Below are 14,675 nucleotides of genomic sequence, written 5' to 3' on the forward strand. Positions count from 1 at the left end.
GGCCTCGTGGGCTCAGCCCGTACCGGCCAGGTTCGTGAGCGGGGCGGGCAGCCCCGCCCGGTCGGGCACCACGCGGGGGAGCTCGCGCAGCCAGGCCCGCAGGTCCGCGGGCCACCACCGCCCCGCCGTCAGCCGGCCCAGCTCCTCGGCGACGGCCGCCGCCGAGGCGTGCACCGGCACCACCCGTACGGGCGCGGCCCCGGCCAGCACCCCGAGCCACCAGTGCCGCCACGTCTCGGGCATCCCGTCGGGGTCCACGACCAGGTAGTAGTCGGGCAGCACCAGCCGGTCGGCGCGCAGCTCCTCGATCGCGGCCTCGATGGCCACTTCCAGGGCGCCGGCCACGCCCGTGCCGTCGAAGAACGCCGTCCACGCCGCGGCCACGTCGGCCAGCGGATCGGCGTCGTGCACGACGTACGTCGCCCCCGAGCGCGCCGCGATCTCCATCACCTCGGCCGGCCGGAGCTCCCCGCGCGGGATCGCCCGCACGTTGTGCAGCCGGTCGAGGCCCGCGACCAGCTCCGCGGAGCCGTCGCCCGCCACCACGACCACCGTACTGCTCAATCGCCGCATATCGGGCAGTTTACTGCCGCCCCCTCCGAGGGGACGGGATCACATGGCGCGTACAGTCCTGCGGGTGGAGGTGCGGTGATGCCGGAATGGCTGGAGGCCGGGCTCTGGGGGTTGGTGGCCGGTGGAGCCCTGGTCGTGGGGGCCGCGGTCGCCTGGTCGGTGCGGGTCCCGGCGCGCTGGATCGCCATGATCATGGCCTTCGGGGCCGGGGTCCTGATCTCGGCGCTGTCGTTCGAGCTGATGGACGAGGCCGAGCGCGCCGGCGGGCTCGTACCGGCCGCCGCCGGCTTCGTCGCCGGCGCCTGCGCGTACGTGGCGGCCAACGCGCTGCTGGCCCGCCACGGCGCGCGGCACCGCAAGCGTTCGGGCGATCAGCAGCCGAGCGAGGCCGACGTCCAGGGGAGCGGCGCGGCGATCGCCATCGGCGCCCTGCTCGATGGCGTGCCCGAGTCCGTGGTGCTCGGCCTGTCCCTCGTGGGCGGAGGGAAGATCGGGCTCGCGGTGCTGGCCGCGGTGTTCATCTCGAACGTCCCCGAAGGGCTCTCCAGCGCCGCCGGGATGAAGCGCGCGGGGCGCGGCGCCCGCTACGTGTTCGGCATCTGGGGCGGGATCGCGCTGGCCAGCGGCCTGGCCGCGCTGCTGGGCAACCTGACCATGCAGTCCGCCTCGCCCGCGGTCACCGCGGTGATCATGGGGGTGGCGGCGGGCGCGATCCTCGCCATGGTGGCCGACACGATGATCCCCGAAGCCTTCGAGCGCGCGCACACCCTCACGGGGCTCATCACCACGATCGGATTCCTGGCGGCCTTCGCCGTCGAGCGCCTGGCCGAATGAATCCTCACCGGCCGCGCCACCGGCGGGACAGGCGAATCCGCAGCCGGCCGTAGGGGAGCGTCCCGGTGACCAGGACGTGCGGAGCGCCGGGACGCGGGCGGCCCGGTGCCTCGGAGGTCACGCGGCCCCATTCGGTGCGCACCCCGTCGGCGTTCGCGGTCGCGCCGCGCGGCAGGACGATCGTGGCGGATCCGTAGCCGAGCCGCAGGTCGATCTCGATCTCGGCATGCGCGAGGACGGCCCGGGACAGATCCAGCCGTACCTGGCCGTACTCGGACTCGATCCGCAGCCGGCGCGGGACCTGCCAGTCGCCCGCCCGCCTGATGCGCCCGCCGGTGGAGCTCAGCTCCACCGTCTCGTCCGGGAGCTCCGGCAGGTCGGCGGTCACCGCCACCAGGTCGCCGCGGGAGGTGGCGGTGAGCGCCCGTTCGAGCCGCTCCTCCATCTCGGCCGAACCGAGCCGGCCGTCGGCGAAGGCCTGCTGAAGTCGCTGAACGACCATGTCGCGGTCGCCGTCGGAGACCCGCGTCCGGAGTTCCATGGGTGCCTTCCTGTTCGGTCGGGTCGCCGGTCAGAGATCGAGGTCCTCGACGACGGGACGGTCGGCGGTCCTGGCGAGCCGGTCGTAGAACTCGGCGGGGATCTTGCCGCGCAGCTCCTCGATCGTGCCGACGACCTCCACGGCGGCATCGCCCGGTACGAAGCCCCAGCTCGTCTCGCCCAGGCCCAGGTAGCCGAGCCAGGTGGTCGCCCAGTCGTCGGACTCCGAGCCGCTCACCCAGTCGGGCGACCGGTCGACGTGCAGGACGAACGTGCCCTTGCCCGAGCGGTACACCCGGAACGTCTCCACCCGCCCGCTGCGGCTGGTGCGGCCCCACTCGCCGAGCAGCACCCCCGCGAAGCGCCGCTCGTCGCCGGCGACCTCGATGACGATCTCGTCGTAGCCCTGCCGACGGCCCTCCTCCGCCTCGACGTAGCGCCGCAGCGCCTCGCTGATCGCCGCCGCCGGCGTGCCGCCCGCCAGGTCCTGCGCCCGCTCCAACAGCGGAAGGTCCTCGTCCGGGATCTCGACCGTCGTGCTGTGCGCCATGATCGCTCTCCTCTCTATACGTATAAGCCTACGTATAAGAGGGCGTGGTGGCAACAGGCTTCAGAACAGGCCCGGCTGCTCGCTCGGCCGGTGCGGTGGCCGTTTGGGCGCGAGGCCGCCGATCGCGTCGAGGTCGTGCAGGGAACGCCAGCGCGTACGGCCCCCCTCGGCCAGCAGGCGCCGCAGCAGCCGCGCCGTCACCTCGGCGTCCGGCAGGGCCCGGTGGCGACCGGCCGGGCGGGGGATGCCCAGGTGCGCCAGCAGCGTGTCCAGGCTGTGGGAGGGCAACCGCGGATACAGGTGGCGGGCCAGCCGTACCGTGTCGAGCAGCGGGACGGCGGCCAGCCGCGGGCACCACGACCGCAGCCCGGCGATCAGGGCCGCCTCCGTCGCGGCATGATGGGCGACGAGCCGGTACGGCGGCTCCGTCAGGCGGTCGTCGAGGGCGGCGATGACCTGCTCGGCCGGTGGGGCGGTGGCGAGCATCGCCTCGGTGATGCCGGTCTGCCGCACGTCCCACGGGGTGACGGGCACGCCCGCCGGCGGGGCCATCAGCGACTCGAACCGCCACACCTCGGCCAGGTCGCCGCCGCTCGCCTTGACGGCGCACGCACCCACCTCGACCGGCACCAGGGGACGCCCCTGCGGCGTCAGCCCCTCGAAGTCGATGACGACCAGCGTGTGGCGGGCGAAAGCGGCGTCGCCGTACAGCGCTCCCCGGTCATCCATCAGCCGTTCTCCGCCGGCGCGGGGTCGTGGGTGGCGTACGGCACATTCCGTACGGCGAGGAACAAGGCGATCCGTGCAACGGGCGCATCCACGCGGTGACGGTACCCCGCCGCCCGTCCGCGCACCCGCGAACCGGAAACCCGTGTCGCCGGAGGGGTTCCGGGGCCGCAGCCTCAGAAGGTGAGCAGGGAGTGGCAGTGGTGCGCCACGAACGCGGCCAGGCCGGGCACCAGCGCCACCGCCGCCGGCCCGCTCAGCAGCAGGGCCACGCTCGCCACCCCGGTCAGGCGCTCGACGCGCCTGAGCGGGGAGGCGGGATTGAGCATGCGGCGTACGCGCAGGAGCGCGGTGTCGCCGCCGGCGCCGAGCGCGAACGCGGGTGCCCGGCCGGTGGCCAGGCCGACGAGCGCGGCGGCGATCTGCACCCGCGGATGGCGCCGCGCCGCGACATCGTCGGCCAGCAGCTCGATCAGCCGGACGATCTCCGCCTCGGCCGCCCCGAACACGGGCACCTTCGGAAACGCCCTGGCCAGAGTGCGTGCCGCGGCGAGCGCCAGATGATGCCTGCCGCGCAGGTGGGCGCGCTCGTGCGCCAGGACGGCGGCGACCTGCTCGGGGGTGAGGCTGCGCAGGGCGCCGGTGGTGATGACGGTCTGGGCGCGCCTGCCCGGCAGGCAGTAGGCCAGCCGCTCGTCGTGGTCGAGCACGATCGCGTCGAGGTCGCGGTCGCGCCGGCCGAGCAGGCCGAGCATCGCCGCGTGCGTACGCCGTTCCCTGTGCGTCCTGACCAGGACGGCCGCGCCGCACGAGAGCAGGCGCGCCAGCACCGCGCCTGCGGCCAGGAGCGCGCCCGCGCCGGCCAGGGTCAGGCCCTGGCCGTCCGACAGCATCGCGGCGCAGATCTCGAACAGCCCGGCCAGCCCGTGGCCCACGACGTCGGCGGGCACGGCGAAGACGAACGCGGTCAGGACGGCGGAGGCGATCACGGAGGCGCCGGCCGCCTGCCACATCGCGATCGCCAGCCGGGGCGCCCGGTCGGCCCAGCGCGCGGTCCGCATCAGCCGCGGCAGCCAGATCGCGGCGACCACCGTGTAGAGCGCCAGGACGGCGGCTGCGATCACGCCTGCCCGCCCTTGGGCGGGAACACCTGCAGGGCCGCCTCCAGGGCGGTCGCCTCCTCGGGGGTGAGCCGTTCGAGGAAGTGCACCAGCGTGGCGGCCTGGTTGCCGCTGCCGGCCAGCGCGGCCCGCATCAGGTCGGCCGTGTAGGCCTCCTTGGAGGCGACCGGCTCGTAGATGTAGGCGCGGCGGACGGGCTCGCGCTTGAGCAGGCCCTTGGTGTGCAGCTTGTCCATCACGGTCATGACCGTCGTGTAGGCGATGGTGCGCTCCTGCTGCAGTTCTTCCAGCACGTCCCGGACGGAGGCAGGCTGCCGCCGGGCCCACATCCGCTCCATGATGGTGGATTCGAGCTCTCCTAGGCCGCGCATCATGCCACGAATGCTATCCGCGGTCGTAGTGCCGGAACAGCGCTCATACGGAGGAGGGGTATAGTCAGCCCAGTAATCCGTACACGGATGTACGAGTTAGAGGGGTTTCCGGATGCCATCCATACAGGTGCGGTTGTCGGTGAACGGCCGCCGGCATGAGCTGGAGCTCGACACCCGCGTCAGCCTGCTCGACTGCCTGCGCGAACACCTCGCCCTGACCGGGACGAAGAAGGGATGCGACCAGGGCGCCTGCGGCGCCTGCACGGTGCTGGTGGACGGCGAGCGGGTCAACTCCTGCCTCGTGCTCGCCGCCCAGTGCCAGGACGTGGAGATCACGACCATCGAGGGGCTGGGCGAGCCGGGGCGGGCGATGCGCGAGGCGTTCGTGCGTCACGACGGCCTGCAGTGCGGCTACTGCACGCCGGGGCAGATCTGCTCGGCGGTGGCCATGCTCGCCGAGTACGGAGCGGGGGTCCCGAGCGCGGTCGGAGCCGCGAGCCTGACGGACGCCGAGATCAGGGAGCGGCTGGCCGGGAACCTGTGCCGGTGCGGCGCGTACAACGGGATCCTCGCGGCCGTGCGAGAGGCCGGCCGATGAACCCGTTCTCCTACGTCACCGCCACCGACCCGGCGGAGGCCCGCTCTCTCGCCGCCGAGGGGGCGAAATACCTGGCGGGCGGCACCAACCTCGTCGACCTGATGCGCGAGGGCATCGAGACGCCGGAACGGCTGGTGGACATCGGCCGGCTGCCGCTGGCCGGAATCGAGGACCTGCCCGGTGGCGGGCTGCGGCTCGGCGCCCTGGCCCGCAACACGCGCGTGGCCGCAGACCGGCGGGTCCGCGACCGCTACCCGCTGCTGTCCCAGGCCATCGTGAACGGCGCCTCGCCCCAGTTGCGCAACCGGGCGACGGTGGGCGGCAACCTCCTGCAGCGCACCCGCTGCGGCTACTTCTACGACCGCCACTCGGCCTGCAACAAGCGCGAGCCGGGGGCCGGCTGCGACGCCCTCGACGGCTTCAACCGCATGCACGCCGTCCTCGGCGCGGGGGAGAGCTGCGTCGCCGTGCACCCGTCGGACATGTGCGTGGCCCTGGCCGCGCTCGACGCCGTGGTCAACATCGCCGGCCGCGACCCCGTGCCGCTGGTGGACTTCCACCTGCTCCCCGGGGACACCCCGCACGTGGAGACGGTGCTCCGGCCGGGCGAGCTGGTCACCTCGATCGACCTGCCGCCCGCCCCTCCCGGCCACTCGGTCTACCTGAAGGTCCGCGATCGGGCCAGTTACGCCTTCGCGCTGGTGAGCGTGGCCGTGTTCACCCACCTGGAGGAGGGGCGGGCGAGCCGGGTGCGCATCGCGCTGGGCGGGGTCGCGGCCAAGCCGTGGCGCGCGTACGAGGCCGAACGCCTCCTCGCCGGCACCTCGCTCGACGACCACCTCATCGACCAGGCCGCCGAACTGGCCCTGGCGGACGCGCGGCCGCGCGAGCACAACGCGTTCAAGCCCGAGCTGGCCAGGCGCCTGATCCGCCGGGCCCTGAAGGGAGCCCTCTCATGACCCTCGCATCGCGCGGCTTCGCGCTGGCCAGTAAGGCGATGACCAGACTGGCCAGGCTCCTGCCGGACGGCAGGCCCGACCCCCTGGCCCACCAGCGCGCCGAACTGGGCCGCCCCGCCGACCGGCTGGACGGCCCCGCCAAGGCCGCGGGCGCCGTCCGCTACACGGCCGAGCACCGGCTCCCCGGCCTCGTCCACGCCGTCGTGGTGGGCAGCACCGTCGCCAGGGGCCGCGTCACCACCATCCACGTCCCTCCCGCGCCCGGCGTGCTGCTCGTGATGACCCATCACAACGCGCCCGCGATGAAGCGCACCGGCGCCTACGCCACCCTCCGCGGCCCGCTGGGCGCCGCCGCGATGAGCCTGCCCGTGCTCAACACCGACGAGATCTTCTGGTACGGCCAGCCCATCGCGGTGGTCGTCGCCGAGTCCCCGGAGCAGGCCAGGCACGCGGCCTCCCGCATCCACGCCGACTACGAGCGGTGGCCCGCCGCCCTGTCGATGACCGGGCAGCGGCCCTTCACGCCCGCGCACGCCGTACTGGAAGAACCGGTGACCAGGATCGGCGACACCCGCACCGCCCGGGCGGCGGTCACCGTCGAGGCCGAGTACGCCACACCGCTCGAATACCACAACGCGATGGAGCCGCACGCCACCGTGGCCCACTGGGAGGGCGACCGGCTCACCGTCCACGACACCTCGCAATACCCCTACGGCGTCAAGGAGATGCTGGCCAGGAAGTTCTCCCTGCCCGAGGAGAACGTGCGCGTGCTCGCGCCGTTCATCGGTGGCGGCTTCGGCGGCAAGACCGTCGCCTGGCCGCACGTCTGGCTCGCCGTGGCCGCGGCCCGGCTCTCCGGCCGGCCGGTCAAGCTTGTCCTGTCGCGCGCCGACCTGTTCGCCATGACCGGTGGCCGGGCCCCGACCCGCAGCCGCGTCTCGCTCGGCGCCGACGCCTCCGGCCGGCTCACCGCGCTGGAGCACCACGCCGTCTCGTCGTGCAGCGCCGACGAGTTCGCCGAGGCCGCGGTCATCGCCTCCCGGCATCTGTACGCCTGCCCCAACCTGCGCAGCGCCCAGCAGGTGGTGCGCCTGGACCGCATCCAGAACGCCTTCTTCCGCGGCCCCGGCGTCGCGCCGGGCTCCTTCGCCCTGGAGTCGGCCATGGACGAACTGGCCTGCCGGCTCGGCCTGGACCCGCTCGACCTGCGCCTGCGCAACGAGCCGGACCGCGACCCGGCCACGGGCCACCGGTTCACCAGCCGCCACCTGCGCGAGGCGTACCTGCTCGGCGCCGAGGCGTTCGGCTGGTCGCGGCGCCCGCCCGAGCCCCGCGCGACCCGCGACGGCCGCTGGCTCATCGGGTACGGCCTGGCCGCCGCGATCAACCCCGACGCCGTGCTCATCGCCGGGGTCAAGCTGCGCCTGTCCGCCGACGGCACGGTCACCGTCCGCAGCAGCACCAACGAACTGGGCGCCGGCACCTCGACCGCGCAGAGCCAGGCCACCGCCGACCGGCTCGGCCTGCCCCTCGACCGGGTCCGCTTCGAACAGGGCGACTCCGACGTGGCCAGGACCCGCATCCCCGGTGCCTCGGCGGCCACCACGACGCTCGCCTCGGCCATCTGGTCGGCCCGCGACAACCTCGTCCGCGAGCTGCTGAGACTGGTGCGGGGCACCGGTTCGCCGCTGGCCGGCCTGTCGCCCGGCGAGGTGGAGACCCGCGACGGCGGCCTGTCCGGCCCCCGGGGAGGCGAGACGTACGAGCGCATCCTGGCCCGGGCCGGGCTGGACGCGGTGGAGGTGGAGGGCAGGTCGGCGCTGCCGTACCAGACGATCAAGCGCGGCACCTACTCCTACGGCGCGCACTTCTGCGAGGTGCGGGTGGACGAGGACACCGGCGAGACGCGCGTCACGCGCTGGGCCGGGGCGTTCGACGGCGGCCGGATCGTCAACCCCAAGCAGGCCGCCGGGCAGATGCGCGGCGGGATCATCATGGGCATCGGCATGGCGCTGACGGAGGAGGCGCTGCTCGACGAGCGTACGGGCCTGATCGTCAACCACAGCCTGGCCGACTATCACGTGCCCACGCACGCCGACGTGCCCGACATCGACATCCGCTTCGTCGACCGGCCGGACCCGCAGACCCCACTGGGCGCCAAGGGCATCGGCGAGCTCGGCATCGTGGGCGTGGCGGCCGCCGTCGCCAACGCCGTCCACCACGCGACCGGCAAACGCGTCCGATCCCTGCCCATCACCCCGGACAAGCTCATGTTTTGAATACGGTAGGGGGGTATGGTACGTTCAAGGAGTCGGAAGGGGGAGACATGGTCGGATACAGCGGCAGCAAGCAGGACCAGTTGCGACGGTTGCGCCGGGTCGAGGGTCAGGTGCGGGGGTTGCAGCGGATGGTCGAGGACGACAAGTACTGCATCGACATCCTCACGCAGGTGTCGGCGGCCACCAGTGCGCTGCAGTCGGTCGCGATCTCGCTGCTGGAAGATCATCTGGCGCACTGTGTCGCCGAGGCTGCCGCTCAGGGTGGTCCGGAGGCTCAGGCGAAAGTCAAAGAGGCTTCCGACGCCATCGCGCGGCTTGTTCGTTCGTGACAGACAGCACTGGAGAGGGTTGATCGATATGGCTACTGCTACCTACACCGTCAAGGGCATGACCTGCGGCCACTGCGTGAGCTCGGTGAAGGAGGAGGTCAGCGAGGTCGCCGGAGTCACCTCCGCGGAGGTGGACCTGGCCAGCGGGCTGCTGACCGTGCAGAGCGACGCTCCCGTGGACGCGGCGGAGATCGTCGCGGCCGTGGAGGAAGCGGGCTACGAGGTGGCGGGCCGGTCATGAACGCGGCGACCAGGCTGGGCGCCGTCGCGAACGGCCGCTCCACGTAGGGCCGGCTCAGCCGCAGGCCACGCCGAGGACCTGGCGCTGGCCGTTGTACCCGCTTCCGGGGCCGGTGTGATCCCCGTGCAGGGCGTTGATGTACATGCACAGGTTCTTCCCGTAGACCCGCACGGGGCCCGCGTAGTACTTGAAGCGCCCGCTGTCGGAGTCCTTGTTGTTCTTCACGTTGTCGTCGGTCAGGCGCGAGTTCCACAGGTGGATGGCCATCGGCGTACGCTCTCCGTACCGCGCCTGGCCCGGCCGCTTGGCGAGGACGGCGCAGTTCCAGCCGGTGCTCGCGTCGTAGAAGAGCTTGATGTCGCTGCGGTAGTAGGTCCCGCCGGTCACCATGTCCCGCAGCGGCACGGCCCAGCTGCCCACCTGCGACCCCGAACAGCCGTAAGCGCCGGCGCTCGCCGGTGCGGACGCGACCGCCTGCGACGCCGTGACGACGACTACCGGCAGCATGATCGACAGAACTCTGCGGAACATCCGACTCCCCTTGCGACGGCTCTGGACCAACAGGATGGCAACGCCATGGCCGGGCCGTCGTTGGCGGAGCGTCCACAATCCCTTGACGATGAGTGCCCTGAGGAGAGATCACATGCGACGGCTCGCCGCGCTCGACCCCGCCGAAGCCCCGGAGAAGTCCCGGGAGTTGCTGAACGACATCATCGGCCGCACTGGCTCGGCCGGTGAGATGGTCTCCACCATGGCGCACTCGCCGGCGATGCTCCAGGGCTACCTGGAGCTGTCGCGGGCCATGAAGCGCAGCAAGCTGCCCCGCGCCGTCAGCGAGAAGATCTCGCTCGCCCTGCAGGAGTGGATGGGCTGCGGGCTCTGCCGCGACGCGCACGCGGCGGGCGCCCGGGCGGCGGGGCTGAGCGAGGCGGACATCGCGCTCGCCCGCCAGGGCACCTCCACCGACGCCCGGGAGGCGGCGCTCATCGCGGTGGCCACCCGGGTGCTGGCCGAGCCGTCGTCGCTGACGGACGAGGACGTGGCCGAGCTGAGGGCGCACGGCTGGAGCGATCGGATCATCGCGGAGATCCCCGGCCTGGTCGCCCTCAACCTGCTCACCGGCTCGTTCAACCTGCTGGCCGGCCTGGAGCCGGCCGAGCGGGCTACCTGAGCGGGCAGAAGCGGGTCTCCAAGAGCGTGGCGAAGGTCTGCAGGAAGTCGTTCCAGTCGCCGTTGAGGTTGGCGACCAGCGTGTGGGTGCCCTGGCGGTCGCTCATCGCGTACGTCGTCGAGCCCTGGATGAAGCCGCCCCCGCCCCAGAGCGTGACCCCGCACGAGAGTTTCTGGGAGTAGACGCCGAGGCCGTACCTGGTGTTCGGGACCCAGTCGGCGCCCTCCGTCGAGACGGTGGTGAACATCTCCTTCTGCTGCGCGGGCGCGAGCAGGCGGCCGCGCAGCAGGGCCCGCAGGAACCGGTGCAGGTCGGAGGTGGTCGAGACCATCCCGCCGGCGGCCCCGGCCCAGCTCAGGTCCGCGTGCGTCACGTCGTGAATCTCCGCGGGCCGGCCGGCCTCGTCGAACTTCGAGTAGTGCCGGGCGTGCGGCTCGCGGATGGTGTTGTCGGCGCCGGGCAGGTACGTGCCCGTCAGGTGCAGCGGGCGGGCGATGCGGCGGTCGATCTCGTCGGCGATGGTCGCACCCGTCGCCCGCTCGACGATCATCCCCGCCAGGTTGTAGTTGACCTTGGAGTAGATGAAGCGCCTGCCGGGCTCCTCGGGACGCGGGGTCTCCTGGCCGGGGAGGGCGTCGGGGAGCCCGCTGGTGTGGTTGAGCAGCTGCCTGATCGTGATCTTGGTGCCGTCCGCGCCGAGGTGCTCCTCCACCACGCCGCGCAGCCACTTCGCCACCGTGTCGTCCAGGCTCAGCTTGCCGTCGGCCGCCACCTGCAGGACCACCGTGCCCACGAACGCCTTGGTGAAGCTCCCGATGCGGAAGTGCTCGCCCGGCCGGCGGTGGCGTCCGGTCTCCAGGTCGGCCACCCCCGCCGTCCCGAACCACGGCGCCGCGTCGCCGTCCCGGAGCTCGACGACGATGCCGGGGCCGCCGCCGTCGGCCACGGCCTGGTCGAGCGCGCGCTGCATCCTGGCGTGGCCCCGGTCGGCCGCGGCGGCGGCGGGGAGCGTCATCGTGGTGGCCGTCGCGGTCAGGGCGGCGACGAGCAGGCCGGTACGGAGCATGGACATGGTGTCTCCACGGAGGTCGGAAGGGCGTGATCATCCGCCGGGCAGAGGCGCCGGCGACGCCAAGCAACGCTAGTTGACTAACCGAGACTTAGTCAACATGAGTTGCTTGAAGGTCCTCTCCGATCCCCGGGCTCACGGAGGGCCGCTGACGTAACGGAGGGTCAGCTCGTCGAGATTGAGCCAGTTCGCGCTGCCCTTGGACGCGTTGAAGATGACGGAGACGGTGTTGGCCCCCTCCTTGAGCGCGACGTTCGGCACGGTCACCGTGTTCCACGTGCCCCACGAGCCCGTGGCGGGGAAGCGGAGGGCGTCCACGGCCCCGCCGCCGTTGACGAAGACGTGGCGGACGGCGTCGCCCGCGGCGGCCGCGTAGCGGAAGGTGAGCTCGTACGTGCCGGCCCGGCTGACGTCGGGCCGCAGGTCCACCCACTGGCCGTCGGCGTTCCAACCGGCCACGTAGCCGGTGCCGGTGAAGCCCGGGTTGGTGGACTCGGTGCCGACGCCGTGCAGGGTGCCCGACTCGGCCTGGAGCTGGGCGGAGACGTCGAGGCGGTCGAGGTTGAGGTAGTTGCCCGAGCCCAGCTCGACCCGGATGGTGTTGTGGCCACGGGCGAGCGTGACGCCGTTGAGCACGGCGGTGTTCCAGGTGTCCCAGCCGCCGGTGGACGGGAACGGCTGGTCGGTCTGGGCGCCGTTCACGACGATCCGGCGGGAGGCGTCCCCGGCGCCGGCGGCGTACCGGAAGCGCAGCTCGTGCGCCCCGGCGGCGGGCACGTTGACGTGGAAGGTCAGGCTCTGGCCGGAGGCGTTCCAGCCGGCGAGGTAGCCCCGGCCGCTGAAGCCGGGCTGGGTGCTCTCCGCGCCGATGCCCGACGACAGCGCGTTCTCGGCCTCGTACCGGCCGTCCTCCGGCTGGAGCCCGGTGTTGCCGTCGTGCTGGACGAGCTGGAGCGCGCTGACGGCGGCGGCCGCGGTGATGCTCTGCAGGTACGTGGCGGGGGCGGGCGCGGACCAGTCGGGGCCGGCCAGGCCGTCGCCGGTGCGGCGGTGGCGCCAGGCCTGGGTGGCGTTGCGCTGGAGGAAGGGCAGGTACCGGGTCTGGCCGTGCTTGGTGACGAGGGTGTTGAGCGAGCGGAACAGCAGCGACTTGAAGCCCCCGGCGTCGTCGGAGCCCTCGTGCATCATCGTGCCGCCGTTGGTGAGGTAGGTCGTGGCCCAGTCCGCCGCCGCGCGGGCGTCGGCCAGGTAGGAGGCGGTGCCGGTGGCGTCGTGGAGCGCGGCGGCGGCGCTGATGTAGGTGCCGAAGTTGTAGCTGAAGTCCCATTTCACGAGGGTGCCCGAGCCCTCGATGTGGTCGTAGACGTGTCCGGACTGCTGGAGGTTGGCCTTGATCCAGGCGAACAGGCTCTGCGCCCGCGTCAGGTAGGCGGCGTCGCCGGTGGCTGCGTACAGCTTGGTGGCGGTGATCACCGCCGGGGCGTTGGTGGCCACGTTCTTCTGGGTGTGCACGCTCCTGCGCCACCAGATGCCGCCGCCGAACGTGGCGTCCTGCTCGGCCCAGATCTGGTCGAACAGGGCCCGCGACCGGTTCAGGTACGTCGCGTCACGGGTGATCTCGTACGCCCGCGCGCAGGCCAGCGCCCACCAGCCCAGGTCGTCGTTGAAGTCGTTGGCGAAGGTGGGATAGTAGGCGACGAAACCGGCGTAGACGTCGTCGATCAGCTGCCGGTAGGCGGCGCTGCCGGTGCGCTGGTAGGCGTCCATCACCAGCTCCCACAGCTGGGCCTCCCACCAGAAGTCGGTGTACAGGCCGCCTTCCGGGCCGTGGGCGTGCTCGGCGTGGATCTGGTGGTCGCTGTTGGTGTAGAAGTACTTCTTCGCCGGATCCCAGAAGGCGGCGACGAAGGCCGACATCGCCGCGTCGGCGTCGGCGGGCACTGTGGCGTGCGCGGTGGCGTGCGCGGGAGCGGGGGCGAGGGCGAGGGCCGCGGCCAGCAGGAGACCGGCGGCCGCCGCGCGCGCCCTCACTGGTTGTTCTCCGTCAGCACCCGGTCACCCTGCTCCTGGGCCTTGGCCAGGGCCTGCTGGGCGGTGGACTTGCCCTCCATGAGCAGCTGCAGGTTGGGGATGAGGGCCTCCTCCTCCATCGGCGCGTAGCCCGCGCAGGCCGGGCGGATCTTGGCGTGCTGCAGCGTGTCCAGGATCGGCTTCCAGAACGGGTCGCCGGAGAAGAAGGGATCCTGCGCCGCCTGCACGTTGCCGGGGATGTTCAGGCTCGTCCTGGCCCACAGCAGCGCGTTGTCCTTCTCGGCGGTCCACCACTTGACGAACTCCCAGGCCGCGTCCTTGTGCTTGGCCGCCTGCGGGATCACCAGGCCGAAGCCGCCCATCAGGCTGGCGCTGCCGCCCTGCGGTCCGGTCGGCGGCGGCACGATGCCGAAGTCGAGGTCCTTTCCGTACTTCTTGTACGTGGTGATGTTCCAGGGACCCGTCAGGATCATGGAGACCTTGCCGGTCGCGAAGGCGTCGGTGCCCTCGCCGAGCCCCTTCTCGAAGCCGCTCTGGTAGACGCCCGCCTTGATCAGGCGGCTCCACAGGTCGAGGACCTGCAGGCCCTGCGGGCCGTTGAAGGTCGTGCGCGCGCAGTCGTCGCTGACCATCTGGCCGCCGGCCTGGCGCAGGTACATGCTGAACAGGCCGGTGTCGTCCATCGACAGGCCGGCGCGCACGAGCTTGCCGCCCTCGCGCCTGGTCAGCTTCACCGCGGCCTGCTCCAGCTCGGCCCAGGTGCGCGGCGGCTCGATCCCGGCCTCCTTCAGGTGGGCCTTGTTGTAGAACAGGGCCCGCGCGTCGACCGTGAGCGGCAGCCCGTACAGCTTGCCGCCGTGGGTGAGCTCGCGCAGCGCCTCGCCGTAGAAGCGCTCCCGCTCGATGCCGTCCTTCTTCAGCAGGTCGTCGATCGGGGTGAGGACGCCCTTCGGCGCGTAGCTCGCCGTCCGCCACCGGTCCCAGAACATGACGTCGGGGGCCTGCCCGGAGGTGGAGGCGGTGAGGAACTTGGTGAGCATGTCCTCCTGGACGACGTAGTCGACCTGGATCTTGGGGTGCGTCTTGTTGAAGGCGGCGGTCATGGTCTTGAACTGCTGTTCGCCCTCGCCCGACCAGTCGCCCCAGAACTTCAGCCGCACCACCCCTCCGGCCGAGGAGGGGGCGTCGGACGAGGCGCAGCCGGTCGTGATCGTCATGAGTACGGCGAGGGCGGTGGCGGCCAGCCGCTTGACCAGGGTCGAGTGCATCGGCGGCGGGCTCCT

The 14,675-nt window shown here is 72.3% G+C and carries 17 protein-coding genes; 7 read left to right on the top strand and 10 right to left on the bottom strand.

What is annotated here, in order from left to right; translation table 11 throughout:
• Positions 1-12: 12 nt before the first annotated feature.
• Entirely contained in the window at positions 13-573 is a 561-nt protein-coding gene (locus HD596_RS34930; RefSeq protein WP_185073640.1) for a hypothetical protein, read from the bottom strand.
• Between the two features lie 78 nt (positions 574-651).
• On the opposite strand from HD596_RS34930, the gene HD596_RS34935 reads away from it, so the two are divergent.
• Positions 652-1,407, top strand: coding sequence for a ZIP family metal transporter (locus HD596_RS34935; RefSeq protein ID WP_185073642.1), 756 nt, complete (start codon positions 652-654; stop codon positions 1,405-1,407).
• 4 nt (positions 1,408-1,411) lie between these two features.
• Here the strand turns inward: HD596_RS34935 and HD596_RS34940 are convergent, their stop codons facing one another.
• From HD596_RS34940 to HD596_RS34960, 5 genes are all read right to left on the bottom strand, one after another.
• On the bottom strand, positions 1,412-1,948 hold the full coding sequence (locus HD596_RS34940) for a DUF1707 SHOCT-like domain-containing protein (RefSeq protein ID WP_185073644.1): 537 nt from the start codon (positions 1,946-1,948) through the stop codon (positions 1,412-1,414).
• Positions 1,949-1,978: 30 nt separating this feature from the next.
• The gene (locus HD596_RS34945) at positions 1,979-2,497 is read right to left on the bottom strand and encodes an EXLDI protein (RefSeq protein ID WP_185073646.1); all 519 of its coding nucleotides are present in this window, start codon (positions 2,495-2,497) and stop codon (positions 1,979-1,981) included.
• Positions 2,498-2,557: 60 nt separating this feature from the next.
• Positions 2,558-3,226 (bottom strand): 3'-5' exonuclease, encoded by a 669-nt coding sequence (locus HD596_RS34950; RefSeq protein WP_185073648.1) that lies wholly within the window; start codon positions 3,224-3,226, stop codon positions 2,558-2,560.
• Positions 3,227-3,399: 173 nt separating this feature from the next.
• On the bottom strand, positions 3,400-4,347 hold the full coding sequence (locus tag HD596_RS65070) for a M56 family metallopeptidase (protein ID WP_185073650.1): 948 nt from the start codon (positions 4,345-4,347) through the stop codon (positions 3,400-3,402).
• A complete protein-coding gene (locus HD596_RS34960) occupies positions 4,344-4,718 on the bottom strand; it encodes a BlaI/MecI/CopY family transcriptional regulator (RefSeq protein ID WP_225964269.1) in 375 nt (124 codons plus the stop codon). Before HD596_RS34960 ends, HD596_RS65070 begins: the two co-directional genes overlap by 4 nt.
• 109 nt (positions 4,719-4,827) lie before the next feature.
• Between HD596_RS34960 and HD596_RS34965 the strand changes: the two genes are divergently transcribed.
• From HD596_RS34965 to HD596_RS34985, 5 genes are read left to right on the top strand one after another with little or no spacing between them, the layout of a single operon-like run.
• On the top strand, positions 4,828-5,313 hold the full coding sequence (locus HD596_RS34965; protein ID WP_185073652.1) for a 2Fe-2S iron-sulfur cluster-binding protein: 486 nt from the start codon (positions 4,828-4,830) through the stop codon (positions 5,311-5,313).
• Entirely contained in the window at positions 5,310-6,272 is a 963-nt protein-coding gene (locus HD596_RS34970) for an FAD binding domain-containing protein (protein ID WP_185073654.1), read from the top strand. Before HD596_RS34965 ends, HD596_RS34970 begins: the two co-directional genes overlap by 4 nt.
• Positions 6,269-8,551: a xanthine dehydrogenase family protein molybdopterin-binding subunit gene (locus HD596_RS34975; RefSeq protein ID WP_246555057.1), complete on the top strand. Its 2,283-nt coding sequence runs from the start codon at positions 6,269-6,271 to the stop codon at positions 8,549-8,551. Before HD596_RS34970 ends, HD596_RS34975 begins: the two co-directional genes overlap by 4 nt.
• 47 nt (positions 8,552-8,598) lie before the next feature.
• Positions 8,599-8,880, top strand: a complete 282-nt coding sequence (locus HD596_RS34980; protein WP_185073656.1) for a metal-sensitive transcriptional regulator — start codon at positions 8,599-8,601, stop codon at positions 8,878-8,880.
• 28 nt (positions 8,881-8,908) lie between these two features.
• On the top strand, positions 8,909-9,121 hold the full coding sequence (locus HD596_RS34985) for a heavy-metal-associated domain-containing protein (RefSeq protein ID WP_185073658.1): 213 nt from the start codon (positions 8,909-8,911) through the stop codon (positions 9,119-9,121).
• Between the two features lie 54 nt (positions 9,122-9,175).
• Here HD596_RS34985 and HD596_RS34990 read toward each other — a convergent pair whose 3' ends face one another.
• Positions 9,176-9,652, bottom strand: coding sequence for a hypothetical protein (locus HD596_RS34990; protein WP_185073659.1), 477 nt, complete (start codon positions 9,650-9,652; stop codon positions 9,176-9,178).
• A 112-nt stretch (positions 9,653-9,764) separates the two neighbouring features.
• Between HD596_RS34990 and HD596_RS34995 the strand changes: the two genes are divergently transcribed.
• Positions 9,765-10,292: a carboxymuconolactone decarboxylase family protein gene (locus HD596_RS34995; protein WP_185073661.1), complete on the top strand. Its 528-nt coding sequence runs from the start codon at positions 9,765-9,767 to the stop codon at positions 10,290-10,292.
• On the opposite strand, the gene HD596_RS35000 is transcribed toward HD596_RS34995, so the two are convergent.
• The 3 genes from HD596_RS35000 to HD596_RS35010 all read right to left on the bottom strand — a co-directional run bounded on the left by HD596_RS35000 (position 10,285) and on the right by HD596_RS35010 (position 14,660).
• On the bottom strand, positions 10,285-11,364 hold the full coding sequence (locus HD596_RS35000) for a serine hydrolase domain-containing protein (RefSeq protein ID WP_221519649.1): 1,080 nt from the start codon (positions 11,362-11,364) through the stop codon (positions 10,285-10,287). The two genes, HD596_RS34995 and HD596_RS35000, sit on opposite strands and share 8 nt — an antisense overlap.
• A gap of 132 nt (positions 11,365-11,496) precedes the next feature.
• Positions 11,497-13,392, bottom strand: coding sequence for a glycoside hydrolase family 76 protein (locus HD596_RS35005; RefSeq protein ID WP_185073663.1), 1,896 nt, complete (start codon positions 13,390-13,392; stop codon positions 11,497-11,499).
• Positions 13,389-14,660 carry an ABC transporter substrate-binding protein gene (locus HD596_RS35010; RefSeq protein ID WP_185073665.1) on the bottom strand — a complete coding sequence of 424 codons (1,272 nt, stop codon included), beginning with the start codon at positions 14,658-14,660 and terminating at the stop codon, positions 13,389-13,391. The genes HD596_RS35005 and HD596_RS35010 overlap by 4 nt, the downstream gene beginning before the upstream one ends.
• Between the last annotated feature and the right edge of the window lie 15 nt (positions 14,661-14,675).

Source organism: Nonomuraea jabiensis, assembly GCF_014204795.1.
In the GTDB taxonomy this organism is placed as follows: domain Bacteria; phylum Actinomycetota; class Actinomycetes; order Streptosporangiales; family Streptosporangiaceae; genus Nonomuraea; species Nonomuraea jabiensis.

What these genes read in the sequence shown, in the direction of transcription:
- HD596_RS34930 (WP_185073640.1), bottom strand. Translation starts at nt 573, where the DNA reads ATGCGGCGATTGAGCAGTACGGTGGTCGTGGTGGCGGGCGACGGCTCC.
- HD596_RS34935 (WP_185073642.1), top strand. Translation starts at nt 652, where the DNA reads ATGCCGGAATGGCTGGAGGCCGGGCTCTGGGGGTTGGTGGCCGGTGGA.
- HD596_RS34940 (WP_185073644.1), bottom strand. Translation starts at nt 1,948, where the DNA reads ATGGAACTCCGGACGCGGGTCTCCGACGGCGACCGCGACATGGTCGTT.
- HD596_RS34945 (WP_185073646.1), bottom strand. Translation starts at nt 2,497, where the DNA reads ATGGCGCACAGCACGACGGTCGAGATCCCGGACGAGGACCTTCCGCTG.
- HD596_RS34950 (WP_185073648.1), bottom strand. Translation starts at nt 3,226, where the DNA reads ATGGATGACCGGGGAGCGCTGTACGGCGACGCCGCTTTCGCCCGCCAC.
- HD596_RS34960 (WP_225964269.1), bottom strand. Translation starts at nt 4,718, where the DNA reads ATGATGCGCGGCCTAGGAGAGCTCGAATCCACCATCATGGAGCGGATG.
- HD596_RS34965 (WP_185073652.1), top strand. Translation starts at nt 4,828, where the DNA reads ATGCCATCCATACAGGTGCGGTTGTCGGTGAACGGCCGCCGGCATGAG.
- HD596_RS34970 (WP_185073654.1), top strand. Translation starts at nt 5,310, where the DNA reads ATGAACCCGTTCTCCTACGTCACCGCCACCGACCCGGCGGAGGCCCGC.
- HD596_RS34975 (WP_246555057.1), top strand. Translation starts at nt 6,269, where the DNA reads ATGACCCTCGCATCGCGCGGCTTCGCGCTGGCCAGTAAGGCGATGACC.
- HD596_RS34980 (WP_185073656.1), top strand. Translation starts at nt 8,599, where the DNA reads ATGGTCGGATACAGCGGCAGCAAGCAGGACCAGTTGCGACGGTTGCGC.
- HD596_RS34985 (WP_185073658.1), top strand. Translation starts at nt 8,909, where the DNA reads ATGGCTACTGCTACCTACACCGTCAAGGGCATGACCTGCGGCCACTGC.
- HD596_RS34990 (WP_185073659.1), bottom strand. Translation starts at nt 9,652, where the DNA reads ATGTTCCGCAGAGTTCTGTCGATCATGCTGCCGGTAGTCGTCGTCACG.
- HD596_RS34995 (WP_185073661.1), top strand. Translation starts at nt 9,765, where the DNA reads ATGCGACGGCTCGCCGCGCTCGACCCCGCCGAAGCCCCGGAGAAGTCC.
- HD596_RS35000 (WP_221519649.1), bottom strand. Translation starts at nt 11,364, where the DNA reads ATGTCCATGCTCCGTACCGGCCTGCTCGTCGCCGCCCTGACCGCGACG.
- HD596_RS35010 (WP_185073665.1), bottom strand. Translation starts at nt 14,660, where the DNA reads ATGCACTCGACCCTGGTCAAGCGGCTGGCCGCCACCGCCCTCGCCGTA.